The organism is Limnobaculum xujianqingii (assembly GCF_013394855.1).
GTDB classification, from domain to species: domain Bacteria; phylum Pseudomonadota; class Gammaproteobacteria; order Enterobacterales; family Enterobacteriaceae; genus Limnobaculum; species Limnobaculum xujianqingii.
Genome location: NZ_JABMLK010000002.1, coordinates 858,058 through 881,945 on the forward strand (window position 1 = coordinate 858,058; position 23,888 = coordinate 881,945).

23 protein-coding genes are annotated in these 23,888 nt (G+C 46.8%); 12 read left to right on the forward strand and 11 right to left on the reverse strand.

Annotated elements, in window-relative coordinates:
* The first annotated feature begins 121 nt into the window (after positions 1-121).
* The 5 genes from cysG (at position 122) to tam (ending at position 5,560) form a co-directional block, all read left to right on the forward strand.
* Positions 122-1,558 (forward strand): siroheme synthase CysG, encoded by a 1,437-nt coding sequence (cysG, locus tag GOL65_RS17865; RefSeq protein ID WP_140918130.1) that lies wholly within the window; start codon positions 122-124, stop codon positions 1,556-1,558.
* A gap of 32 nt (positions 1,559-1,590) precedes the next feature.
* A complete protein-coding gene (gene cysD / locus GOL65_RS17870; protein ID WP_140918129.1) occupies positions 1,591-2,499 on the forward strand; it encodes a sulfate adenylyltransferase subunit CysD in 909 nt (302 codons plus the stop codon).
* A 10-nt stretch (positions 2,500-2,509) separates the two neighbouring features.
* A complete protein-coding gene (gene cysN, locus GOL65_RS17875; protein ID WP_140918128.1) occupies positions 2,510-3,970 on the forward strand; it encodes a sulfate adenylyltransferase subunit CysN in 1,461 nt (486 codons plus the stop codon).
* A 6-nt stretch (positions 3,971-3,976) separates the two neighbouring features.
* Positions 3,977-4,573, forward strand: coding sequence for an adenylyl-sulfate kinase (gene cysC / locus GOL65_RS17880; protein WP_140918127.1), 597 nt, complete (start codon positions 3,977-3,979; stop codon positions 4,571-4,573).
* A 198-nt stretch (positions 4,574-4,771) separates the two neighbouring features.
* Positions 4,772-5,560, forward strand: coding sequence for a trans-aconitate 2-methyltransferase (tam, locus tag GOL65_RS17885; protein ID WP_140918126.1), 789 nt, complete (start codon positions 4,772-4,774; stop codon positions 5,558-5,560).
* Positions 5,561-5,609: 49 nt separating this feature from the next.
* Here tam and GOL65_RS17890 read toward each other — a convergent pair whose 3' ends face one another.
* Positions 5,610-6,599, reverse strand: coding sequence for a sulfate ABC transporter substrate-binding protein (locus GOL65_RS17890; protein ID WP_140918125.1), 990 nt, complete (start codon positions 6,597-6,599; stop codon positions 5,610-5,612).
* A gap of 175 nt (positions 6,600-6,774) precedes the next feature.
* Here GOL65_RS17890 and GOL65_RS17895 point away from each other — a divergent pair, with 175 nt between their 5' ends.
* From GOL65_RS17895 to cueR, 3 genes are read left to right on the forward strand one after another with little or no spacing between them, the layout of a single operon-like run.
* The gene (locus tag GOL65_RS17895; protein ID WP_140918124.1) at positions 6,775-7,158 is read left to right on the forward strand and encodes a hypothetical protein; all 384 of its coding nucleotides are present in this window, start codon (positions 6,775-6,777) and stop codon (positions 7,156-7,158) included.
* 42 nt (positions 7,159-7,200) lie between these two features.
* Positions 7,201-7,605, forward strand: a complete 405-nt coding sequence (locus GOL65_RS17900; RefSeq protein WP_140918123.1) for a lysozyme inhibitor LprI family protein — start codon at positions 7,201-7,203, stop codon at positions 7,603-7,605.
* A gap of 23 nt (positions 7,606-7,628) precedes the next feature.
* The gene (gene cueR / locus GOL65_RS17905) at positions 7,629-8,039 is read left to right on the forward strand and encodes a Cu(I)-responsive transcriptional regulator (protein WP_140918122.1); all 411 of its coding nucleotides are present in this window, start codon (positions 7,629-7,631) and stop codon (positions 8,037-8,039) included.
* A gap of 386 nt (positions 8,040-8,425) precedes the next feature.
* On the opposite strand, the gene GOL65_RS17910 is transcribed toward cueR, so the two are convergent.
* Positions 8,426-8,887, reverse strand: coding sequence for an NfeD family protein (locus GOL65_RS17910; protein WP_140918422.1), 462 nt, complete (start codon positions 8,885-8,887; stop codon positions 8,426-8,428).
* A 5-nt stretch (positions 8,888-8,892) separates the two neighbouring features.
* A complete protein-coding gene (locus GOL65_RS17915) occupies positions 8,893-9,813 on the reverse strand; it encodes an SPFH domain-containing protein (RefSeq protein ID WP_130593681.1) in 921 nt (306 codons plus the stop codon).
* A 489-nt stretch (positions 9,814-10,302) separates the two neighbouring features.
* On the opposite strand from GOL65_RS17915, the gene GOL65_RS17920 reads away from it, so the two are divergent.
* On the forward strand, positions 10,303-11,517 hold the full coding sequence (locus GOL65_RS17920; RefSeq protein ID WP_235893718.1) for an MFS transporter: 1,215 nt from the start codon (positions 10,303-10,305) through the stop codon (positions 11,515-11,517).
* A 222-nt stretch (positions 11,518-11,739) separates the two neighbouring features.
* Here GOL65_RS17920 and GOL65_RS17925 read toward each other — a convergent pair whose 3' ends face one another.
* The 3 genes from GOL65_RS17925 to tesA form a co-directional block, all read right to left on the reverse strand.
* Complete coding sequence (locus GOL65_RS17925; protein ID WP_140918121.1) at positions 11,740-12,594, reverse strand: co-chaperone YbbN; 855 nt, start codon at positions 12,592-12,594, stop codon at positions 11,740-11,742.
* Between the two features lie 80 nt (positions 12,595-12,674).
* Positions 12,675-13,451: an SDR family oxidoreductase gene (locus tag GOL65_RS17930; RefSeq protein ID WP_140918120.1), complete on the reverse strand. Its 777-nt coding sequence runs from the start codon at positions 13,449-13,451 to the stop codon at positions 12,675-12,677.
* A gap of 25 nt (positions 13,452-13,476) precedes the next feature.
* Positions 13,477-14,127, reverse strand: a complete 651-nt coding sequence (gene tesA, locus GOL65_RS17935; RefSeq protein ID WP_179038554.1) for a multifunctional acyl-CoA thioesterase I/protease I/lysophospholipase L1 — start codon at positions 14,125-14,127, stop codon at positions 13,477-13,479.
* Between tesA and ybbA the strand changes: the two genes are divergently transcribed.
* Both ybbA and ybbP read left to right on the forward strand, forming a co-directional pair.
* Positions 14,098-14,784, forward strand: coding sequence for a putative ABC transporter ATP-binding protein YbbA (ybbA, locus tag GOL65_RS17940; protein WP_140918118.1), 687 nt, complete (start codon positions 14,098-14,100; stop codon positions 14,782-14,784). The genes tesA and ybbA overlap by 30 nt on opposite strands.
* Positions 14,781-17,216 (forward strand): putative ABC transporter permease subunit YbbP, encoded by a 2,436-nt coding sequence (gene ybbP / locus GOL65_RS17945; RefSeq protein ID WP_140918117.1) that lies wholly within the window; start codon positions 14,781-14,783, stop codon positions 17,214-17,216. Before ybbA ends, ybbP begins: the two co-directional genes overlap by 4 nt.
* Before the next feature lie 65 nt (positions 17,217-17,281).
* Here ybbP and purK read toward each other — a convergent pair whose 3' ends face one another.
* From purK to GOL65_RS17970, 5 genes are all read right to left on the reverse strand, one after another.
* The gene (gene purK / locus GOL65_RS17950) at positions 17,282-18,349 is read right to left on the reverse strand and encodes a 5-(carboxyamino)imidazole ribonucleotide synthase (protein ID WP_140918116.1); all 1,068 of its coding nucleotides are present in this window, start codon (positions 18,347-18,349) and stop codon (positions 17,282-17,284) included.
* Positions 18,346-18,855: a 5-(carboxyamino)imidazole ribonucleotide mutase gene (purE, locus tag GOL65_RS17955; RefSeq protein ID WP_140918115.1), complete on the reverse strand. Its 510-nt coding sequence runs from the start codon at positions 18,853-18,855 to the stop codon at positions 18,346-18,348. Before purE ends, purK begins: the two co-directional genes overlap by 4 nt.
* A 230-nt stretch (positions 18,856-19,085) precedes the next feature.
* The gene (lpxH, locus tag GOL65_RS17960) at positions 19,086-19,811 is read right to left on the reverse strand and encodes a UDP-2,3-diacylglucosamine diphosphatase (RefSeq protein WP_140918114.1); all 726 of its coding nucleotides are present in this window, start codon (positions 19,809-19,811) and stop codon (positions 19,086-19,088) included.
* Between the two features lie 9 nt (positions 19,812-19,820).
* Positions 19,821-20,318: a peptidylprolyl isomerase B gene (gene ppiB, locus GOL65_RS17965; RefSeq protein ID WP_130591852.1), complete on the reverse strand. Its 498-nt coding sequence runs from the start codon at positions 20,316-20,318 to the stop codon at positions 19,821-19,823.
* 258 nt (positions 20,319-20,576) lie between these two features.
* Entirely contained in the window at positions 20,577-21,275 is a 699-nt protein-coding gene (locus tag GOL65_RS17970) for an IclR family transcriptional regulator (RefSeq protein WP_140918113.1), read from the reverse strand.
* Positions 21,276-21,554: 279 nt separating this feature from the next.
* Between GOL65_RS17970 and GOL65_RS17975 the strand changes: the two genes are divergently transcribed.
* Positions 21,555-23,888, forward strand: a complete 2,334-nt coding sequence (locus GOL65_RS17975) for a molybdopterin-containing oxidoreductase family protein (RefSeq protein WP_140918112.1) — start codon at positions 21,555-21,557, stop codon at positions 23,886-23,888.

Consider the following 23,888-nt stretch of genomic DNA (forward strand, 5'->3'; position numbering starts at 1 on the left):
AAGGTCCAATAATCTTTTCCCTATTCCATTCAGCTATATCAAATTCCATTTGGTGATTTCATTCGTTAGCAACGACTCTCTATAGTCAGGTTATTGTTTTGTTAAGAACCTGAAGGTCATTGTGGATTATTTACCCCTGTTTGCCGATTTGAAACACCGTCCGGTACTGGTTGTTGGCGGTGGTGAAATTGCTGCCCGTAAAATTGGCCTGTTATTAAGTGCCGGAGCGGAAGTGTTTGTGGTGGCTAAAGCGCTTGGTGCTGAGGTAAATAAACTGTATCAGGAAAAGGCGTTGCACTGGCTGGCTCAAGAGTTTGACACCCATCAGTTAGACGACATTTTTTTAGTGGTGGCTGCAACCAATGACAGCACGTTGAATGCCAGAGTATTTCAGGCGGCTAATCAGCGCCGTCGTTTAATTAATGTGGTGGACGATCCTGCGCGTTGCTCATTCATTTTTCCTTCAATTATTGACCGCTCACCGTTGGTCGTTGCGATTTCTTCTGGTGGTAAAGCACCGGTATTAGCCCGTTTGTTACGGGAGAAGCTGGAGGCGTTATTACCCGCCAGTCTCGGTCAGGTTGCTGATATAGCCGGTAACTGGCGTACCAGGGTTAAACAACAACTTCATTCATTAAGTGAACGCCGTCACTTCTGGGAACGTCTGTTTGATGGTCGCTTTGCTTCGCTGATAGCGGCAAATCGAGTCGAAGAGGCAGAGGTTGAGCTTGAACAACAGCTCTACCATCCCGCGTCAACAGCAGGTGATGTTACCTTGGTTGGCGCTGGTCCCGGAGATCCAGGGCTACTGACATTAAATGGGTTACGAGCCATTCAACAGGCCGATGTGGTACTGCATGATGCGCTGGTTACGCCAGATATACTGGAACTGGTACGTCGTGATGCCACGCTAATTAGCGTAGGAAAGCGTGCCGGAGCGCATTCAGTACAACAGGAAGAAACCAATCAATTACTGGTTGAATTAGCCCGACAGGGTAAACGCGTTGTACGCCTGAAAGGTGGCGATCCCTTTATTTTTGGTCGGGGGGGTGAAGAACTGGAAGTACTGGTAAATGCAGGAATTCCCTATCAGGTTGTTCCGGGTATTACTGCTGCTGCGGGAGCGGCAGCTTATGCGGGAATTCCTCTGACTCATCGCGATTATGCTCAGAGTATTACGTTTATTACCGGGCACTGTAAGCCTGAATCTGACGGTCTTAACTGGTCTCAATTGGCTCAGGGTCACCAAACACTGGCAATTTATATGGGAACGGTAAAAGCCAGCGATATCCAACAACAGCTGATAAATCATGGTCGTTCAGCGTCTACTCCGGTGGCAGTCATTAGCCGGGGAACACGCAGCGATCAGAAAGTACTAACCGGCACGCTCTCACAGCTGCATGAGCTGGCCCGTGAAGCACCAACTCCCGCATTGCTGGTGATTGGTGAGGTTGCGGCACTGCATCAGCGGCTGAACTGGTTCGGTGAATCTGCTCAACCATCATTAACATCACAGAATAGTCCGGCGCAGTGGCAGTCGGTAGTCAATCTGGCCTGATGGCCTTCAGACAGAGAATTGAGGTATTGAACGTGGACCAAAAACGACTGACTCACTTACGCCAACTGGAAGCAGAAAGCATTCATATTATTCGGGAAGTGGCTGCTGAATTTGCTAATCCGGTCATGCTTTATTCCATTGGAAAAGATTCATCGGTAATGCTGCATCTGGCGCGTAAAGCCTTTTTTCCCGGTAACTTGCCGTTTCCTTTACTGCATGTGGATACCGGCTGGAAATTTCAGGAGATGTATCAGTTCCGCGATCGCACGGCCAAAGCTTATGGCTGCGATCTGCTGGTGCATAAAAATCCGGAAGGAGTAGCCATGGGAATTAACCCCTTTGTGCACGGTAGTGCGAAGCATACCGATATTATGAAAACCGAAGGGTTGAAACAGGCGCTGAATAAGTATGGTTTTGATGCCGCCTTTGGCGGTGCCCGTCGCGATGAAGAGAAATCCCGGGCCAAAGAGCGTATTTATTCGTTCCGCGATCGTTTCCATCGCTGGGACCCTAAGAATCAGCGCCCTGAACTGTGGCATAACTACAACGGGCAGATTAACAAGGGAGAGAGCATTCGTGTATTCCCGCTCTCTAACTGGACTGAACTGGATATCTGGCAATACATCTTTCTGGAAAATATAGAGATTGTTCCTCTGTATCTGGCAAAACCTCGGCCGATTCTGGAACGTGACGGCATGCTGATGATGATTGATGACAACCGCATTAACCTGCAACCGGGGGAGGTGATTGTCAAACGTAAAGTCCGTTTCAGAACTCTGGGATGCTGGCCGCTAACCGGAGCGGTTGAGTCCGAAGCGGAAACCCTACCGGAAATTATTGAAGAAATGCTGGTATCAACCACCAGTGAACGTCAGGGGCGGGTTATCGATCGGGATCAGTCAGGCTCGATGGAATTGAAGAAACGTCAGGGTTATTTCTGAGGAATAGATGATGAGTGAAGTAATTAATCAGCCTGTTAACGTGAATGAGGCTATTGCCAGACAAATCGCGGAACAGGGCGGCGTTGAAGCTTATCTTCACGCTCAGCAAAATAAGAGCCTGTTACGTTTTCTTACCTGCGGCAGTGTTGATGATGGTAAAAGTACCCTGATTGGACGATTACTGCATGATACCCGCCAGATTTATCAGGATCAGCTTACAACACTGCATAATGACAGCAAACGTATCGGTACTGCCGGTGAAAAACTGGATTTGGCACTGTTGGTCGATGGCTTACAGGCAGAACGCGAACAGGGCATCACCATTGATGTGGCCTATCGCTATTTTTCCACTGAAAAACGTAAATTCATTATTGCCGATACTCCAGGGCATGAACAATACACGCGTAACATGGCAACCGGGGCATCCACCTGTGATGTCGCCATTTTGCTAATTGATGCACGTAAAGGCGTTCTGGATCAGACGCGTCGCCATAGCTTTATTGCTACGCTACTGGGGATTCGTCATCTGGTGGTGGCGATAAATAAGATGGATTTGGTGGAATATCAACAGTCGGTTTTTGAGCAAATACGTACCGATTACCTGACGTTTGCGAATCAACTTCCGCAGCAAACGGATATTAAGTTCGTACCGCTCTCCGCTCTGGATGGGGACAACGTCGCCAGTGTGGGAACTAATATGCCATGGTATTCCGGCGCTACATTGCTGGAGATTTTGGAAACGGTAAATGTGGTGGCAGAACAGCAGCAGAAGCCACTGCGTTTTCCGGTTCAGTATGTTAATCGGCCTAATCTGGATTTTCGCGGCTACGCGGGTACCTTGTCTTCTGGCGTGATTGAAACCGGGCAGGCAATTAAAGTGCTACCTTCCGGGGTAACCAGTCGGATTAAATCCATCGTTACTTTTGACGGTGAGCTGCAAAAAGCCTGGCCGGGAGAGGCAATAACTCTGGTGCTGGAAGATGAGATTGATATCAGCCGGGGGGATCTGCTGGTGGCAGCAGAAGATAACAGTTTACAACCGGCTACCGGAGCTACGCTGGACGTGGTTTGGATGGCGGAGCAGCCACTGCAGGCTGGTCAGAGTTACGATATCAAAGTTTCCGGTAAAAAGAGCAGAGTACGTATAGAGCGTATTGTGCATCAACGGGATATCAATTCTCTGGAACAGCGTCCATCAGAGAGCTTGCCTCTGAATGGTATTGGTGTGGTTGAAGTGCTCTTTGATGAACCGCTGTTGTTTGATAGCTATCAGACCAATCAGGAGACTGGGAGCTTTATCTTTATCGATAGATTAACCAACGTAACCGTAGGTGCCGGCCTGGTTCAGAAAACCGACACCGCCCAAAAACAGCAGACAAACTTTAACAGTGAATTTGAACAGGAGCTGTTCGCCCTGATTCGTCGTTATTATCCTCACTGGGATATCAATGGAACCACGAACAAAGGGTGATGGCAGATGGAAAATAATATTGTCTGGCATGCTCATCCGGTTACCCGGATTGAGCGGGAACGGATGAATGAACATGGTGCCGTCGTGGTTTGGCTCACCGGGCTATCAGGCTCCGGTAAGTCTTCTATTGCCGGTGCACTGGAGCAGGCGCTACATCATCTTAATGTTCATACCTATTTGCTGGATGGGGATAATGTACGCCACGGTCTTTGTCAGGATTTAAGCTTTTCCGATCGGGATCGGAAAGAGAATATCCGTCGGGTGGGGGAAGTATCCGGCCTGATGATGGATGCCGGATTAGTGGTGATTACGGCTTTTATCTCCCCTTATCGTGATGACCGCGAGAGCGTCTCTTTACGGTTACCGGCAGGGCACTTTATTGAAGTGTTTGTTGATACGCCGATTGAGATTTGTGAACAGCGCGATCCGAAAGGGCTGTATAAAAAAGCCAGAAAAGGAGAGATCGCTCAGTTTACCGGTGTTGATTTACCCTATGAAGCACCGCTAAAACCAGATGTGCATTTGGATGGTCAGCGGCCAGTAGAAGAGCTGGTTGTTCAGCTTATTGGTTATCTGAAAGGGCGAGGAATTATTCAAAGCTAAATTCTTTGTTTTTTGATAGAAAACAAGGCCAGTATGGGTTCTGATTCATACTGGCCTTGTTTGCTGATAACCTGATAATTCAGCCCCCGCCAAAACTTCATTATCTTTTTAGGCCTGTATATGCTATTCCCTTCAAGCTATTGATTCTGTATTTTAGATCTCATCCATCAGCGTATCCCCCGCTAATTAAGGAATATCATGAAAGACTGGAATCCTGACCTCTACTTGCAGTTTGAAGCAGAAAGAACACGTCCTGCAGCAGAACTTCTGTCACGTATTTTTCATCCGGAAGCAAAACATATTAGCGATCTCGGCTGTGGGCCAGGGAACAGTACTGAATTACTCTATCAGGCCTATCCAAGGGCGAATGTGATCGGTGTGGATAGCTCTGAAAGTATGCTGATACAGGCTAAACAGCGCCTACCAGCCTGCCATTTTCAACTGGCCAATATGAGTACCTGGCGACCGGATATCCCTCAGGATATTATTTACGCTAACGCATCATTGCAGTGGGTACCGGATCATGATGAATTGCTTCCCCATTTATTGCAGCAGCTTTCCGATCGTGGCGTTCTGGCCTTTCAGGTGCCGGATAACCTGGAGCAGCCTTCCCATGCATTAATGCGTAAAGTGGCAATGGAGGGAGTCTGGTGGGAGAAATACAATGAGCAGGTATTTAAACGCAGCCCGCTATTGAGCACGGAAGGATACTACGACTTGCTGGCTGGTCATGGCTATCAGGTTGATATCTGGCGTACTACCTTTTATCACGTATTGCCATCGGTCTCTTCCATTGTTGAGTGGGTGAAATCAACCGGGCTTCGCCCGTTTCTTTCGCCTCTGAATGAGATGGAACAACAGCTGTTTTTACTACAGTATCAGGCAGAGCTGGAGAAGGTGTTTACATCCCGTCAGGATGGGCATGTTTTGTTGCCTTTCCCAAGGCTGTTTGTCATCGCCAGTAAAAAGCGGTCGGTGATACATTAATTAAATAGTTAATCGCCTGAGGCAAAACAAATACCTCAGGCGATAATGATTAGCGCTTGCTGATTTGATCGAAAATACCATCCGTTGAAAAATGTTCTTTTTGTGCTTTTTGCCAGCCGCCAAAAATCTGGTCAACGGTAAACAGGCTTAACTGTGGGAAGTTAGCAGAGAATTGCTTCAGTACTTCCGGATCCCGTGGTCGATAGTAGTTTTTAGCGGCAATAGTCTGACCTTCTTTAGTGTAGAGATACTTCAGATAGGCTTCTGAGACTTCACGAGTGCCATTTTTATCCACCACGCTGTCTACCACGGCAACCGTTGGCTCAGCCAGAATAGAGACGCTTGGCGTGACGATTTCAAACTGATCTTTGCCTAACTGCTCAATGGCCAGTAGCGCTTCATTTTCCCAGGCAATCAAGACATCACCAATACCGCGTTCAACGAAAGTAGTAGTAGAGCCGCGAGCACCGGTATCCAGTACCTGAACATTGCTATACAGCGCTTTAACGAATTCCTGTGCTTTAGCCCGATCGTTATTATTATGCTTCAGTGCATAACCCCAGGCAGCCAGATAGTTCCAGCGAGCACCGCCGGAAGTTTTAGGATTTGGTGTAACTACATTCAGGCCTGGTTTAATTAAATCGTTCCAGTCATGTATTTGTTTTGGATTTCCTTTACGTACCAGGAAAACGATGGTTGAAGTATAGGGAGCGGAGTTATCCGGTAAATGGGTGAGCCAGCTCTTATTTAATTTGCCATGTTCTGCAATAGCATCAACATCATAGGCCAGTGCCAGAGTCACTACATCGGCTGAGATACCGTTAATCACGGACGATGCCTGTTTACCTGAACCACCATGGGATTGCTTAATCGTTACCGTATCGCCTGTTTTATCTTTCCAGTAGGTAGAGAAAGCTTGATTGTACTGCTGGTATAGCTCTCTGGTAGGATCGTAAGAGACATTAAGCAGATGTATATCTTTTGCAGATACGCCTGTCGCAGTAAGAAAAAGCAGTATGCCGATATTCCAGTTACGCATGGGTGGTTGCCTCATTAAGTGGTTAGGTAATTGACGTATTGAGACTGCCAGAAAATGTAATTAGACAATAAAGAATAAAAAGATACTTTTTATAACAATAAGGAATATCTCATTTATTTACTTTTAGCCTACGGGGTAGCATGGTAGTGACCATGACAAATTGGGGGTGGGATGAATGAAAGGATTTCTGCGTATATTACGCTATCTGGTTTTGGTGATAGCGGTGGTTGCAATATTTTTTACCTGGCAATGGTATTCATTGAAGAAAGAAGCTGAAGCGGCGTTCAACCATAATCCAGTGATTGAGCAATATTTAGGCAAAGTCAGCGTTGAAAAAATGGGCTTAAGCGTATTTGCAGCCCAGTGTCCTAGCGGCTGTGAGCATTACCTGATGAAGTTACGCGGTGAAAAGGGCAATGCGATGGCAGTATCGGATTTATCTAAAGGAAGTGAAGAGCTTTCTTATGCCATTTTGTGCCTGTCCAGCGGTGAGAATATTGCGCTAACTAAGGATGCGGAGCTGATTGTGGCAAATGGACGTGAGTCAGCCTGCCAATAAGCAATACTGACTGGAAAAACATAAGTTAACTGAATAGAAATAATGAAGAATAAACAATGGTTATATGCGGTGGTGTTTTCAGTTTTTAGCCTGAATGCTTATGCTGAACTGGATTGTAAAAATGCCAGAAATACACTGGAAATTAATGCTTGCGCCGAGCAAGAGCAACAAATAGTAGAAAAAAAGCTGAATCAAACTTATCAAGCGGTGATGCAGATGATGAGTCAGCCCGATTTGCCGAGTATGTCTTTTGCTGCGGTGAAGAAAGATTTGCTGGAGAGCCAGAGAGCATGGATAACGTTCCGCAAAAAAGATTGTGATGCGCTTTATGATTTCTATATAGACGGTTCAATTCGCAATGTGGTGTATATCTCCTGTATGAAAAAGCATGCTGAAAGGCGAATTGATGATTTAGATCGTTATCTTACCGGCTCCACTCTGAAGTAACGAATTGATAAGCGAGTGATGTTATGAATATCAGTCAGGTTGCAGAAAAAACGGGTTTAAGCAGCAAGGCGATTCGTTTTTATGAAGAGAAAGGGTTGATCACTGCGCCCAATCGCTCACTGAATGGCTACCGAACGTATAATTTGCGCAATATTGAGGAACTGACGTTATTGCGTCAGGCCCGGCTGGTGGGATTTACTCTGGAGGAGTGCAAAGAGCTGCTGGCACTATTCCATAATGCCGATCGCCGTAGTGCAGATGTGAAAGCGCGCACGCTGGAAAAAGTCGCTGATATTGATAACCATATTGCTGAGTTGACGCAGATGCGGGAGCGATTGATGGAGTTAGTTGAGCTTTGTCCGGGGGATAATGGGGCGGATTGCCCGATTATTGATAGTTTTACAGGGTGTTGTAAGCAGGGTAAGGAAGAGTAGTTTAAAAACAAAATTTAGCCTTGAGCCAGTTTCGTCCACTATAAGTGCAGTGTACGAATAAGCTATTGCGCAAGTGGCCGAGTTAAGGGGGTTAGCGAACCCCCTTAACAATCCCGCGCTTTCGCCCCCAAATTCAGGTCGCCGTAGGCGACTTCCCTCCGCCTTCATTCGGGCTTACGCACCGGCGCAGAGCCGGAATACTCGCCTCATCCATGAGGCTCGGCCCTTTGGGCCAGCACTTCGTGCTGTTCAAAATTGCTCCTGCAATTTTGTCCGGCGTCGCTGCACCTCGACTGGCCTCCATGCCAGTCGTGCTACCCTCGTTCAGTTGTCGGCTGAATTTCAGTGCTCAATGGGCAGGTCAAGGGCCAGATAAATAGCAAAAGCTAATGACTCTGGTTATCTTTGGCTGCTTCAACAATCAGTATGATGCTTTCTACCGCGATGATACGAATTTCTGTTCCCTGCGGCAGGTCTTCTGAACAGCGAACAGGCCAGCTGCCGTCTGCCAGGTTGATTCGGCCTGCGCCGTTAATAATCGGGGAACTCAATACCATCTTCCGGCCAATTAACAGTTTGTCTGGCTGATTCAGGTGTTGATTTTCACTGACTGTTCGGGTTTTTAGCCAGTACCACCAGATAATCGCTGTCACCATGGTCAGGATGGCGAAGTTAACCCATTGCCAGCTCCAGTCCATTGGAACTATCCAGGTTACTGCACCAATAATAATCGCAGATACGCCACTCCAGAGCAGATAACCATAGGTTCCCAGCAACTCAGCGGCCAGCAGCAGGCCACCGAATATTAACCAGAAACGGTATGGGTAAGCAGCCATGTCCTGAATAATATCCATTATTTTTTCGGCTCGCCTTTAAGTAACTCAGTGATACCGGCAATACTTCCCAGCAGGTTGCCAGCTTCTAATGGCATCATCACCACTTTGCTGTTGTCCGCAGAACCAATAGATTGCAGTGCATCGGTATATTTCTGCGCCACGAAATAGTTGATTGCCTGAATGTTACCGTCGGAAATAGCATCAGAGACCATTTGGGTCGCTTTTGCTTCGGCTTCTGCAGCACGTTCACGAGCTTCCGCCTGTAGAAATGCGGCCTGTCTTTCACCTTCAGCTTTCAAAATTTCAGACTGCTTTTGACCTTCAGCGCGCAGAATGGCTGCCTGACGAATACCTTCCGCTTCCAGAATATCAGCACGCTTATTACGTTCGGCTTTCATTTGGGCGTTCATAGCAGCAATCAGTTCTGCTGGTGGGCGAATGTCGCGAATTTCAATACGGGTGATTTTGATACCCCATTGGTTAGTGGCTTCATCAACCACCTGCAATAATCGGGTATTAATATGGTCGCGCTGGGAGAGCATTTCATCCAATTCCATGGAGCCCAGAACAGTACGGATATTGGTCATGGTCAGATTGAGAATGGCTGCTTCAAGATTACTGACCTGATAGGCGGCCAGTGCAGAGTCTCTAACCTGGATAAAGCAAACGGCATCAATAGTTACGTTGGCGTTATCTTTGGAGATAATCTCCTGAGAGGGGACATCCAGCACTTGTTCCATCACGTTAATTTTACGACCTACCCGATCCATAAATGGAATAATCAGGTTCAGGCCCGGCATTAACGTTTTGGTATAGCGACCAAAGCGTTCTATCGTCCATTGATAGCCCTGTGGCACCACTTTAATGCCGGCAAACAGCACAAATAGAACTAACAATACCAGAATGGCAATCACAATGGCTGAAGCGTTAGGCAACATAATATCCATCCTATAATCCTTTAAAGTTTGTATAAGTTAAGTCTACGCGAAAATTAGTATTAGGGAAGTCGGAATGCGTTAGGGAAGAGCTGTTGGGCTAAGATTATTTCTGAAGGTTTTTATAAAAATAGTCATAAATAATGATGTGAATAAATTTTTTCAACCATGAATGAAAATATTTATATCAAAATTATTCGTATTGGTTATAATCAGAAGGTTTGACTACACCTCTTCAAAAATCAATAAATTTGTTTTGTTTTCTATCGCCTTTGGTCGTTAAACCAATAGGTGCTCCTATTCCTGCGCCCAAAAAATGAGGCGAGAGGGTAGTGAGAGGGCTAAATACAAATGGCTTAGCCTAAACAACTCATTGATTAATTTAAAGTCAGGGTAGGAAAACGTCCAAATAGTAATAACTGATGACGATATAATTAAAAGGCGGAATTAACAGTGACCAACGAAGTGATTAACCTGACAGAAAGCCAAAAAGTGCCGGTTGTCGAAGAGGCAAAAAGAAGAAAATATGCCTATAAAGCGGTTATCGCTTCTACTGTCGGTTATGCGATGGATGGATTTGATTTACTCATTCTTGGTTTTATTCTCAATGCAGAAGCGCTGGGCTTAGGGTTAACTACCAGTGAGGCCGGATCGTTGGTCACCTGGACGCTAATCGGCGCGGTAATTGGTGGTCTGGTATTCGGTGTTTTGAGCGATTATTACGGTCGGGTAAAGGTACTTACCTGGTCAATCGTTTTATTTGCTGGTTTCACCGGAATGTGCGCTTTGGCACAAGGATACTGGGATTTACTGATTTATCGTACCATCGCGGGTATAGGCTTAGGCGGTGAGTTTGGTATCGGTATGGCGCTGGCTGCTGAAGCATGTCGACCCAATGAGCGGGCGCGTATGTCTTCATATGTAGGTATCGGATGGCAGGCAGGTGTTCTGGCGGCAGCACTGTTAACTCCGCTGTTACTACCGGTCATTGGCTGGCGCGGAATGTTTGCAATTGGAGTGATTCCGGCACTAGCCTCTTTCGTTATTCGCCACTACATTGGTGAACCAGAAATCTTTGTTAAAAAGAGCAAAGAAAAACGTAAAGGAAATCCATTTAAAGCGCTGGTCTCCGATCGCGAAACCATCAAAGCCAGCATAGGTATTTCGATTCTTACCTCAGTTCAAAACTTTGGCTACTACGGCATCATGATTTGGATGCCATCTTACCTGAGCCAGCAGTTTAACTACTCCTTAACCAAATCAGCCATGTGGACCGCCGTAACCGTAGTAGGTATGGCTTTCGGTATCTGGCTGTTTGGTCAACTGGCTGACCGTTATGGCCGACGCCCGATATTTCTTATCTATCAGGTTGGTGCAGCACTGATGGTATTAGCCTATTCACAGCTAACCGACCCGTTTAGCCTGTTGATTGGTGGCGCAGTAATGGGAATGTTCGTTAACGGCATGATGGGAGGATATGGCGCATTGATATCAGAAGTCTACCCAACTGAAGCCAGAGCAACTGCACAAAACGTCCTGTTCAACATCGGACGCGGCATCGGCGGCCTGGGACCACTGGTAGTCGGATTGATAGTCTCCCTTTACTCCTTCCAGACAGCCATTGCACTACTGGCTTCACTATACGTACTGGACATCCTTGCCACACTATTCCTGATCCCAGAAAAAGCCGGCAAACCGTTGGAGTAATTTTGGTCACGAATTGGATCTTTGCAAAGGCCAATTGTCGGGAGAGGGTGCCGTGGGGGTCGACTTGGCGTAAGCCAACGAAGTGCCCGTAGGCAGCCTAGGCCCGACACACTCCAGACGCCAGTACAAATGGTCTTCCGGCCGGGCACAAAGTCTATATAAGCACTTTACCATTACGGCCGGAATATCCTCTGAATCTAATTAAATTCAATCTAACCAACATCAATACAACAACGAATACAACCGACGCCTAAACTTCGCCGCCAGTGCATCACCGGTTCCCAGCGCCGCCAGAATATCCAACATGGTTTTCTTAGCGCTACCGTCTGCCGCATCCAGCGAATGAGTCAAATGTTTCATCAGCAGAATTAATGCTTCTTCATTACGTCCAACGGTATGCAACTGCAACGCTAATTGAACTGCCAGTTCGGCATTATCAGGCTGAGCTTCAACCTGCAGCTGTAGCTGCTGAATTTCCGGAGTATCAGCCGCTTGCTTCAACAGTTCAATTTGAGCTACCAGCCCCTGATAGCGGGTATCACGGTCCTGAAGTGGAATCGTCGCCAGCACGCTTTCTGCTTCATCGCTGCGATTCAGAGCAATCTGTGTTTCTGCCAGCATCAGACCAATATCGCTGCGTTGATTGCTTAGCTGCCAGGCATCTTTCAGTAATGGCAGCGCATCAATGTATTTACCTTCACGCATCAGCTCATCCGCTTCAGCGGCTTTCAGCTCTTCTTCTTTAGGCAGAAAACGGTTCAACAATTCACGGATAGCTTCTTCCGGCTGCGGCCCCTGAAAACCATCGGCAGGCTGACCGTCTTTAAACAGATAGACAGTAGGAATAGCTCGAATACCAAACTGACCTGCAATCATCGGCTGAGTATCACAGTCAATTTTTGCCAGCGTAAACTTACCGGCATATTCAGCCGCTAATTTTTCCAGAACCGGGTCCAGCAGCTCACAATGTTGACTGCGGGGTGACCAGAAATAGAACAGTACCGGTATCTGCGATGACTGCTCCAGCACTTGCTGAAAATTAGACTCGTTGACGTCAATGATGGCATTAGTGGTCATAATAGATTCTCTTTAATCGCTTCTTCTGTGAGAGTTATTAAGCAAATATATATGGGCATTATTACTAGCTTCAAGCGTTGCTAACCTTTATTTGCCAAAATCTTATCCATTAAGCGATCGGGCAACAGGCGTTTGCAAATTGCCATAACTTTTGTCACCAAAGTAACCCGATAGCGAATTTTTGCACGTGGGCTTTCCAACGCATGACGAACGATGGGAATCAGCGCCTCCGGAGGCAGCGTAAAACGTTTAGCCACCGGTGGATTTTTTACCGGACTATCGCTTCGGGTTTGGTTAACGTTATCGCTAAAAGCGGTGCTAATAGGACCAGGTTCAATCAGACTAACCTGAATACCACTGCCGTATAGCTCAAGCCGCAGCGCATCGGACCAGGCTTCCAGCGCATATTTACTGGCAGCATATAGCCCACGTCCCGGAGTGGAGATAACTCCCATTACTGAACTGGTTTGAATAATGCGACCTTCACCCTGTTTCAACATCGATGGCAGAAGCAATTGGGTCAGCTCATGGGCACCAAATAAATTGGTGGAAAATTGCTGCTCAAACTGACGGCGTGAAATGGTATTCAGCCGCCCATAGACACCATATCCACCATTATTGAACAGTGCATAAAGTTTACCCTCAGTCATGGCCAATACTTCGGCGGCAGCTTGCTGAATACTTTCACTGTCATCTAAATCCAGCCTGACCACTTCAAATCCTTTTTGCCGAAGCATGTCTATATCTTCTGGTTTCCGGCAGGTAGCAATCACCCGATAGCCACGCTGTTTGAGAGCGGTTGCCGTCACTAAACCAATGCCGCTGGAACAGCCGGTAATTAAAATCGCCTTTTGCATAACTTTACATTCTCCGTAATCGGGCTTATTTCGCCTGTTTTTCAGCAGCAAGACCAACATAGGGAGCCAGGGTTTGCTCCATTAAATCGGTAATTTCCGGCTGTGCTTCGGCAGTAGGGTGCAGGCCGTCAGGCTGCATCAATTCAGGCTTAATGGCGATTTTTTCCATGAAGAAAGGAAGTAACGGAATTTGATGTTGTTGTGCTAATTTAGGGTAAATTGCTGTAAAGGCATCGGTATATCGACGGCCATAGTTTGGGCTGATACGTATTTGCATTAACAGCGGCTGTGCATTAGCTTGTTTCACTAATGTAATAATATGTGTTAAATCCCGTTCAATATCGGCCGTCGGAAAACCTCGTAAACCATCATTTGCGCCCAGTTCAATCAGAACCCAGCGCGGTTGGTGCGTTTTCAGTAATTCCGGTAAGCGGGATAGCCCTTGCGCAGCGGTATCACCACTGATGCTGGCATTGATCACCGCGGGAGCTTTTGGATTCAATTTCCAGCGTTCATCCAACTGTGTGGCCCAGGCCTGTTGGATAGGAAGCTGATAACCGGCGCTTAAACTGTCGCCCAGAATAAGTAGCGTATCCGCAGCTGCGATACGTATTGATGACAATCCCAGTAATAAAAGGATCGGGATATGCCTGAGAATAATGTTCTTGAAGTTCATCATTTAAATAAATTTGTTGGTGAAGGAGAGCATAAGCTCAACATCCTTACCGGAGTTGAGTTAGTTGTCAAATCTGCTGAAACAATAGCACTAATTGGTGAGTCAGGTTCAGGTAAATCGACATTGCTGGGTATTCTTGCTGGCCTGGATGATGGCAGCGATGGGGATATCAAGCTATTAGGTCAGTCACTGCCAGGGCTGGATGAAGAGGCCAGAGCCGCATTGCGCGCTCAAAATGTGGGGTTTGTGTTTCAATCATTTATGTTGGTACCAACCCTGACCGCGTTAGAGAATGTTCAATTACCTGCATTGTTGCGCGGGGATAATGAACGCAGCAGTAAAGAGCAGGCGACTCAACTGCTGGAACAGCTTGGATTAGGTCAGCGTATTGGACATTTACCCGCGCAACTTTCCGGTGGTGAACAGCAACGGGTGGCCATTGCTCGCGCTTTTATTGGTCGTCCTAAAATTCTGTTTGCTGATGAACCTACGGGAAACCTTGACCGTCAGACAGGAATAAAAATTGCCGACCTGTTGTTCTCTCTGAATCGTGATTATGCCACTACGCTGGTATTGGTTACTCATGATGAAACGCTGGCAGCACGCTGCCAACGCAGACTGCGCTTACGCGACGGTAAGCTGTGGGAGGAGTCATGATTTGGCGCTGGTTTTGGCGGGAGTGGCGTTCCCCCTCGCTGTTGATCGTCTGGTTCTCTCTGACTTTGGCAGTAGCCTGTGTACTGGCTCTGGGCAGTATCAGCGATCGAGTGGAAAAGGGGCTAAGCCAGCAGAGTCGTGACTTTATCGCAGCCGATCGCGTTTTAACCGCCAGCCGTCCAGTATCGGTTGAGTGGCTGCAGCAGGCAGAAAAAAATAAGTTGACGGTAAGTCGCCAACTGTCATTTATGACTATGGCTTATGCCAACGATGTGCCTTTGCTGTCATCGGTTAAGGCCGTCGATCTGAATTATCCGCTGTACGGTAAATTAGAAACAGCACCCGATAATCTGCGTCCGGAAGTGGGTAGTGTTTTAGTGGCACCGCGTTTGTTGGCACTGCTAAATGCACATCCGGGAGAAATGCTGGAAGTGGGTGATGCGACTTTTCGTATTGCGGGGGAAATTCGTCAGGAACCGGACTCAGGATTTAATCCTTTCCAGACGGCACCGCGTATTTTAATGAATTATGCGGATATTGAGAAAACCGGAGCAGTTCAGCCGGGCAGCCGGTTAACTTATCGTTATCTGTTCGCGGGTGCAGAGCAGGATCTTAACCGTTTTGGTGATTTTATAGCTCCTCAGCTTCGTCCGGATCAGCGCTGGTTTGGTATGGAACAGTCCGGAACTGCAGTTGGTAAGTCGCTGCAGCGGGCTCAAAACTTCCTGTTACTGTCGGCTATTTTAACCTTGTTATTGTCCGTTGCCGCGGTAGCCGTCTCAATGAGCCATTACTGTCGTAGCCGTTATAACCTGATTGCCGTGTTGAAAACTCTGGGTGCCGGACGACAGTCGCTGCGCAAATTGGTGATCGGGCAATGGTTATCGGTACTGCTTTTGGCTGCCGTAGTGGGTTGCTCTATTGGTCTGTTGTTTGAAAGAGGCTTAATGGTGCTGTTGGCACCGGTTCTGCCAAAAGCATTGCCTGCGGCAGGTTTATGGCCATGGTTATGGAGCCTGGGAACATTACTGTTTATTTCAGTGATTGTTGGGTTACGTCCTTATAAGCAGTTATTAGCAACCCGGCCTTTACGAGTACTGCGTGAAGATGTGGTTAGCAATGTCTGGCCACTGAGGTTCTATTTACCGATTATTAGCGTGGTAGTGGTGTTATTGCTGGCTGCGCTGGTTGGGTTTAACCCTATGTGGTGGGGGGCGCTGTTTGGTATTCTGGTGCTATCTTTGCTGCTGGGAGCCCTTGGTTGGTGCAGCTTGTTACTGTTACGGCGCATTACGCTCAAGAGTCTGGCATTGCGTTTAGCGGTTAATCGTTTATTACGCCAACCCTGGATAACAACCAGTCAGCTTTCTGCTTTTTCATTCTCGTTTATGCTATTGGCTTTGCTGTTTATGTTACGGGGCGAACTATTGGAGCGTTGGCAGCAGCAGATCCCACCGGGTAGCCCAAATTACTTCGTAATGAATATGACTAAGCAGCAATTGCCTGAGCTGGAACAGTTCTTTACCAGCCATCAAATTGCGCCGGGCGAGTTTTATCCGATTGTACGGGTGCGGTTAACCCAAATAAATCAGCAGGAAGCGACTAAACTGGTGAAAGAGGACGATCCGGGAGGTGAGGCGGTCAATCGTGAACTGAACCTGACCTGGCTGTCTATTAATAAGCCATCACCAAACGAGATTACTAAAGGAACCTGGCCGCCGAAATCGGGTGAAGTGTCCATTGATGACGGTCTGGCGGAACGTTTGAATCTGAATATTGGTGATAAGCTGACTTTTAGTGGTGATACCCAAACCTTTGAAGCTACGATCTCCAGCCTGCGGCGGGTTGACTGGGAGAGTCTGAAGCCTAACTTCTATTTTATCTTCCCGGAAGGCTCACTGGATAGTTTACCGCAAACCTATTTAACCAGCTTCCGCTATCAGCAAGAGGGACCGGCACTGGTTCAACTAAACCGCCAGTTCCCAACTTTGAGCCTGATGGATATTGGCAGCATTCTTAAACAGATTTCTACCGTATTCCAGCAGGTAGCTCAGGCACTGGAAGCAATGGTGGTGTTGGTAGTGGTTTGTGGTGTGTTACTGCTGTTAGCTCAGGTACAGGTAGGAATGCGTCAACGGCGACAGGAACTGGTGGTCTACCGTACTCTGGGAGCTGGCAAACGCCTGCTGCGACGTACGCTGTGGAGTGAATTTGCTTTACTGGGATTAGCTGCGGGTATTACGGCTGCTATCGGCGCTGAAGTCTCTCTGTGGTGGTTACAGTATAAGGTGTTTGATTTTCCATGGCAGCCAAACTACCTGATGTGGATTGTACTTCCGCCTCTGTGCGCAGCATTGTTATCGTTATGCGGTGGATGGTTAGGGATAAGTTTGCTGAAAGGAAAGGCGCTGTATCGACGCTACCAGGAGTAGCAATTTCTGATAGTTAAGAGGGTTTCGTTCTGGTGTGAACGAAGCCCTCTGTTAAGCGATTCTGGTTAACTTAATTTATCTAAAGCCCAGTCAATGCCGGACCAGTAAACTTCGTCCATCATCGGTTTTAACTGCAATAATGATTGTTTTAATACCTTAGTGTCAGGATGATTCAGGTTTAAATGTCCAACCTTTCTACCTTCCCTAACTTCTTTGTCGTACCAGTGCAGATGAACCAACGGCAGCGATAGCCACTGTGGATTGACGCCGGTACCGATCAAATTGACCATTATCGATGGTGTCGCTACATCTGGTTGCGGCATTGGCAGGTCCAGAATTGCGCGTAAATGAAGCTCAAACTGGCTAATGGAGGCACCATTTTGTGTCCAGTGTCCACTGTTATGCACTCGGGGAGCCAGCTCATTAATCAGCAGATTATCACCAACAATAAAGCACTCCATTGCCATCACACCAACGTATTTTAGCTCATTGAGGATAGCGCTAAGCATCTCTTCAGCCTGCTGCTGTAAGTGAACATTGGGTTCTGGTAACGCAATGCTGGTACGCAAAATACCTTCTTCATGCAGGTTGTGAGTCAATGGATAGAAAACGCATTTCCCCTGATGGTTACGGGCACCAACCAGAGAAACTTCTCCGCTAAAGTAGATGCCTTGTTCAACAATGCACTCGCCATAAACTTCATCAGGTAGATGTTGTTCGTCACCGGGTTTTACCCGCCATTGGCCACGACCGTCATAACCACCAACCCGGCGTTTAACGATGGCCAGTGACCCAAGGCGGTTGAGAACCGCAGGCCATTCGGTTGCCGCGTTTAGCGGCTGCCAGGGAGCCGTTGCCAGATTAAGCCTATCCAGTAATTGCTTTTGCGTCAGGCGATCAGCCAGCAGAGGAAAGATATCCCGATTAACAAAACCACGGTGGTTTGCCAGTACCTGAGTTAATGGTGTATCTGGCCAGCGTTCGATTTCAGCAGTAATCACTGCATGCTGGTAAGGAACGGCTTCGGGTTCTGCATCCAGTCCTACGGGATAAACGGCAATTCCCAAAGGTTCTCCCGCCTGACGTAACATTCGGCCTAACTGACCATTACCTAATACGCAAACGGGTTTCATGCCGGTTCCCTCGGATCGGGATTATCCAGTACTTCATCGGTTTGTTTACGTCGCCATTCTGCCAGACGAGTAGCAATGGGCTCATCATGTAGTGCCAGTATCTGAGCGGCCAGCAGGGCGGCATTGGCTGCACCAGCTTTACCAATCGCCAGCGTACCAACCGGAATGCCACGTGGCATCTGAACGATGGAGTACAGGCTATCTATACCGCTTAAGGCCGCACTTTGCACCGGAACACCAAGTACGGGCACCAAAGTTTTAGCCGCCAGCATTCCCGGTAAATGAGCTGCACCGCCAGCACCTGCGATGATTACATCAAACCCATTGTTTTGCGCTTGCTCAGCAAAACTGAATAGCTTATCAGGGGTACGGTGTGCAGAAACAACTTCGGTATGAAAAGGGATATTTAAAGCGGTCAGAATATCGGCGGCAAATTGCATGGTAGCCCAGTCACTTTTGGACCCCATAACAATAACAATTTTGGCCTTGGCAGCGTTGGCTGGCATAGGTGTGATGCTCCTGTGTTAGTGCAGGCAGTAATTGAAATCTTAGGATAAAACATAACGCGACGACATACGGTTATCAACCAACGAGCGACAATATGTTGATACTCTCGGTATGAGGGCGTAGAGGATACCACGGCTTGCGGGTAAGGAAAACGTTTGCGTGGTGTAATTTGTTATAATTATTGTGGAAAAATCAGCAACAAGATGACGGGAGTGTCGGTTTCAAAAAATCAGAGGGGGAAGCTTGCCAACTCAATCTGGTCGTCAGGATTGACGCGTAATACTGAACCACTTTCATGCCAGGCTCCCAGAACTGCACGTTGAGATAATCGCCCGCCAATGGTCATATCATGAATAGCAGGTCGGTGGGTATGACCATGTATCATATGTATCACCTGATGATCTTTGAGTGCTTTAATGACCGCCAGTGGGTTGACGTCCATCATCAGTGAAGATTTGGTGCGGTTACTTCTTTTACTTTGACGACGCAGCTTTCCCGCAATTTTTTGACGTAAAAACAGCGGCATAGACAGGAAAATTCTCTGAATAATTGGATTGCGAATATAACGGCGAAAACGCAGATAGCCGGGGTCGTCTATACACAGGGTATCACCATGCAGAATCAGTACTTTCTGACCATAAACGTCGATGACGCACTCTTCCGGCAATAACACCATTTTGCTACGTTTGGCGAAATCTTTACCGATAAGAAAATCACGGTTGCCATGAATAAAATAGCACGGGACTCCTTTATCGTGCAGTTCGGCCAGCGCCTGAGCTACAATATCGTGGAGTTCATTAGGGTCATCATCGCCGATCCAAAACTCAAACAGGTCGCCCAGAATATAAAGCGCATCTGCATGAACAGCCTCTCTTTGCAGAAAGGCGAGAAAACCGGCAGTGATTGCCGGCTCATTGTCACTGAGGTGAAGATCGGCGATAAATAGTGTGGTCATCGATGGCTATTATTCTTCGTCTACGGTGACGCTATTAATAATTACATCTTCAACCGGAACGTCCTGATGCATGCCAGAGCGTTTAGTTTTAACACTTTTGATCTTATCAACCACGTCCATACCTTCAACCACTTCAGCAAATACACAATACCCCCAGCCGTCGCCGCTTTCTGAACGGAAATTCAGGAAGTCATTATCTACCAGGTTAATAAAGAATTGTGCTGTTGCAGAGTGAGGTGCAGCGGTACGAGCCATTGCCAGAGTACCTCGGGTATTTTTCAGCCCGTTGTTGGCTTCGTTTTTGATGCTGTCGTTAGTATTTTTCTCATCCATACCTGAGGTGTAACCGCCGCCTTGAATCATAAATCCATTGATCACGCGGTGAAAAAGGGTTCCGTCATAGAAACCACTACGGCAATAATCTAAAAAATTTTGCGCAGTAGCTGGTGCTTCTTTAGTGAAAAGCTTTATCGCAATATCGCCGTGGTTGGTATGAAGAGTAATCATTGAATATCCTGAAATTTAGTAGTTAATCAATCAACTGTTTATTGTATCTCAAGGTGCTTATTGCTGCACCCATTGGTTTATAGCATTTTGAAATTGTTTACCAGTACTTTATTCTGGTTTTGTCACTAAGACTGAATTATTAATTTATTAACCGACGATTAATATCGATAATTGTGACTGTCTGCATATAAATATGGGAATTTCGAGGCAATCTTCCCATTAAAACTATCCGCCAGTCACCTGATTAATAGTTAATAATTATAGTTTTATCTCGCGTATTGTAGAAAGAAGTTGAAGGGCTAAAGGATGTAACTCTTTCTGCGTATCAGGCAAAAAACCCATCATCACGGCTGCGCCAATCAATCGTCCCGATGCACTAAATATAGGACAAGAAATTGCTCGAGCGCCGGGAATACCTTCAGTTTCTGTTAAACGGATTGAGTAACCCGATTGAATTATTTGCTGTCGTTCTTCTTCGCTTAAGACTTTTTCATACTTATAGCTTTCGTCATAAGTTAAAAAGATTTTTCCTGCCGCGCTATTGGTCAGTGGGATAGGGGTATTATCTTTATAGTCAATCTCAATATTCTTATTGCTACGATTGTACTGAACCAGACTGATCGAGTTGCCCTTTTGGATAGCGAGGCCGGTGGAGATATTGAGTTTATCCCTGAGTAAGGATAACGCATTATTGATGGCTGTTAATGTACCATTCTGCTTTTGAGCAGCAGTGCCCAAAACGGATAGTTTATTACCAAGAGAGTAGAGGCTGGTTTCTGGATCCTGATAAATCATATCGCACCGACTTAATGATACCAGATACTTATGTAATCGACTTTTTGACAGTCCGGACAGGCGTGCAATATCAATTGCTCTGGCTGGCTTATCGTGTTCAGCCAACGCTTCCAGAATAGTAATTGCAATTTCTACAGAGTTTATACCCTGGGTATCTGACATCCGAAATGCGCCTCAACAAACATATGAATACAAAATGACCCGAGAGTTTACCTTTTTTTAGCCGGTCTGACCAGAATAACCCCTATAACACTAACTCGAAAGGGTAGTGACCACGTTTTCCTATGCCTAATGCTAAGTAAGCATAAAGAGGTAAATTGATCTCGATCAGTACACCATAAATTAACTATGGTTAATTTATGGTGTCTTTCTTGCGTTATTTAATAGAAAGGCGGGCAAATGTGAGGATGACCATAAAACATAAGATGTGGCGGAAACATCATGAAAAACATATCGGATATCAGACTGAATCGTCGAACCTTATTAAAAGGATTGGGGGTTATTGGCCTGGCCAGTATTTCGCCTTGCGCGTTTTCACTGGTTAGTGAGGATAAAAAGCCATTACCACGAGTTCGCTTGAAGCTCAGCGATTATCAGACTTTTCGCTCCACCTGCGCGATGGAGTGTTTACACTGCAATTTAACGGCCTATGTCTATCAGGGTGAGCTGAAGAAGATTGAGGCCAGTAAAGATTTCAATGTGAAGTGCTGCCTACGGGGAATGAGTCGTACTAAGTGGGTTTATCATAAACAGCGAATAAAAACACCGCTGCTTCGGGTTGGTGAAAAAGGGGAAGGCAAATTTAAACCGATCTCATGGAATGAGGCGCTGGACCTGATTGAGAAAAACATTCGTGACACTATTGCTACTCATGGCAACAAAGGAATGTTGATTTCTACCCATGCAGGCAATATGGACTCGATCAAAAATGACATGGGAAAAGCGTTTTTTGACTATCTGGGTGGTTCAACTAAACAAGCAGGCTCTCTTTGTTGTTCTGCGGTAACCGCAGCCATGATGCCAATGGTAGGGCTGCGTTATGCGGATATGCGCGATACGATTGCAGATAGTCGCTATATCCTTTGCTGGGGGAATAACCCGGCAGTGACCATGCAGGCCTATTTTAAAGAATACATTAAGGCACAGGCCAATGGTGCCCGCCTGGTGGTAATTGATCCACGTTTTAATGAAACGGCGGCGAAAGCCGATGAGTGGATCCCTATTATACCGGGTACTGATACCGCGCTGGCGCTGGGTATGATAAAAATCATTATGGATGAGCAACTGTATGATGCTGATTTCTTACGTCAGCATACAGGTGCCGTCTATTTAGTTGATGCTCAGAAAAAACAGCTGCGGGAAAAACCAGATGATGCGGAAAGCTATCTGGTATATGACACCTTAACGCAAAGCACCGTTCGCCATGATGCGCCAGGCATTGTTCCTGCGCTAACCCAAACCGAGCTACCTGCTAATGCTGAATACACCACGGTATTTGAGCTGATCCGCACCGAGTCACAACAGTGGGATTTAGCTAAAGTAGAAGCTGAAACCGATGTGCCAGCGGCCACAGTACTTCGTCTGGCAAGAGAGTATGCCAGTAATAAACCGTCGATGATTGTACAGAATATGTCCGGGGCACAACGTACTGAATTTGGTACTTATGTGGCAGCGGGTCAGTTCTATCTGGCATTGTTGACCGGCAACATGGGTAAAGCCGGTGGTGGAGTATGTGATGCCGGTGGTGTGCGTCAGATGATGAAAATCAACGCACCGTTACCAGCACCAAAAGACGTACAAAAGATCCCACCAATTCCGGTATCAAAAGTGGGCGATTGGATTGTTAACGATCGGCCGCATCCAATCAATTTCTGGTGGATTATGACCATGGGCGTACTGACCCAGTTGCCTAACACCAATATGGTGAAAAAAGCGCTGAAGAAAGTGCCTTTCGTGGTGGTTGCCGACAACCTGATGACATCAACTACGTTGTATGCTGATTTAGTCTTACCTGTGACTACCATTTTTGAAGATGTCAGTCTGATGGCTGGGGTTCGTAGCCACTATGTGCAATTGATGGAAAAAGCGGTAGAGCCAGTCGGTGAGGCAAAACCAGATTATTGGATTTTTGCCCGACTGGCAGAACGTTTTGGCTTTGGTGAAGTGTTTAATCAACCGATTGAGCATTACATTGAAAACTGTCTGGCTGGAACCGGAATCACTATTGAGCAACTGCGCAAGGGGCCGATTAAGCCCGTTGATGCGCCATGGATTCCATTTAAGGACGGTATTTTCCGTACACCAACTAAAAAAGCTCACTTCTTTATTGAAGAGTGGCAGAAAAAGAACTTCGCACCCATTGTCACCTATATGCAGGTGAAAGAGTCGCCAAAGGGATCCCCTGATCTGGCTCAGAAATACCCACTAATGGCAGTTCAACGCAAACTGGCGCGTAGCATTCACTCCAGCCACGGTATGAATGAGTGGATCCTCGAGGTTCAGCGTAATCAGCCTAATATTCTGATTCATCCGGATGACGCGGCCAGCCGTAATATTCGTGATGGTGAATGGGCAATTGCTTTTAACCATCGGGGAGAACATCGGGCACTGGCGGTTGTTACCCGTCAGATTAAACGTGGTGTTGTCAGCCTGGATAACGGCTGGTGGGAACAGCAGGGGGGCAGCAGTAGCCATGTGACTAACGATTTGATTGAAGTACTGGGAACAGGTCATAGCTGTAACAGTACCTTAGTCGATGTCAGAGCGGAGGCGTAA

Bases quoted from the DNA above. Each gene is read 5' to 3' on its own strand.
- cysN (WP_140918128.1), top strand. From the start codon at position 2,510: ATGAGTGAAGTAATTAATCAGCCTGTTAACGTGAATGAGGCTATTGCC.
- cysC (WP_140918127.1), top strand. From the start codon at position 3,977: ATGGAAAATAATATTGTCTGGCATGCTCATCCGGTTACCCGGATTGAG.
- tam (WP_140918126.1), top strand. From the start codon at position 4,772: ATGAAAGACTGGAATCCTGACCTCTACTTGCAGTTTGAAGCAGAAAGA.
- GOL65_RS17890 (WP_140918125.1), bottom strand. From the start codon at position 6,599: ATGCGTAACTGGAATATCGGCATACTGCTTTTTCTTACTGCGACAGGC.
- GOL65_RS17895 (WP_140918124.1), top strand. From the start codon at position 6,775: ATGAAAGGATTTCTGCGTATATTACGCTATCTGGTTTTGGTGATAGCG.
- GOL65_RS17900 (WP_140918123.1), top strand. From the start codon at position 7,201: ATGAAGAATAAACAATGGTTATATGCGGTGGTGTTTTCAGTTTTTAGC.
- cueR (WP_140918122.1), top strand. From the start codon at position 7,629: ATGAATATCAGTCAGGTTGCAGAAAAAACGGGTTTAAGCAGCAAGGCG.
- GOL65_RS17915 (WP_130593681.1), bottom strand. From the start codon at position 9,813: ATGTTGCCTAACGCTTCAGCCATTGTGATTGCCATTCTGGTATTGTTA.
- GOL65_RS17925 (WP_140918121.1), bottom strand. From the start codon at position 12,594: ATGACCACTAATGCCATCATTGACGTCAACGAGTCTAATTTTCAGCAA.
- GOL65_RS17930 (WP_140918120.1), bottom strand. From the start codon at position 13,451: ATGCAAAAGGCGATTTTAATTACCGGCTGTTCCAGCGGCATTGGTTTA.
- ybbA (WP_140918118.1), top strand. From the start codon at position 14,098: ATGCCTGAGAATAATGTTCTTGAAGTTCATCATTTAAATAAATTTGTT.
- tesA (WP_179038554.1), bottom strand. From the start codon at position 14,127: ATGAACTTCAAGAACATTATTCTCAGGCATATCCCGATCCTTTTATTA.
- ybbP (WP_140918117.1), top strand. From the start codon at position 14,781: ATGATTTGGCGCTGGTTTTGGCGGGAGTGGCGTTCCCCCTCGCTGTTG.
- purK (WP_140918116.1), bottom strand. From the start codon at position 18,349: ATGAAACCCGTTTGCGTATTAGGTAATGGTCAGTTAGGCCGAATGTTA.
- purE (WP_140918115.1), bottom strand. From the start codon at position 18,855: ATGCCAGCCAACGCTGCCAAGGCCAAAATTGTTATTGTTATGGGGTCC.
- lpxH (WP_140918114.1), bottom strand. From the start codon at position 19,811: ATGACCACACTATTTATCGCCGATCTTCACCTCAGTGACAATGAGCCG.
- ppiB (WP_130591852.1), bottom strand. From the start codon at position 20,318: ATGATTACTCTTCATACCAACCACGGCGATATTGCGATAAAGCTTTTC.
- GOL65_RS17970 (WP_140918113.1), bottom strand. From the start codon at position 21,275: ATGTCAGATACCCAGGGTATAAACTCTGTAGAAATTGCAATTACTATT.
- GOL65_RS17975 (WP_140918112.1), top strand. From the start codon at position 21,555: ATGAAAAACATATCGGATATCAGACTGAATCGTCGAACCTTATTAAAA.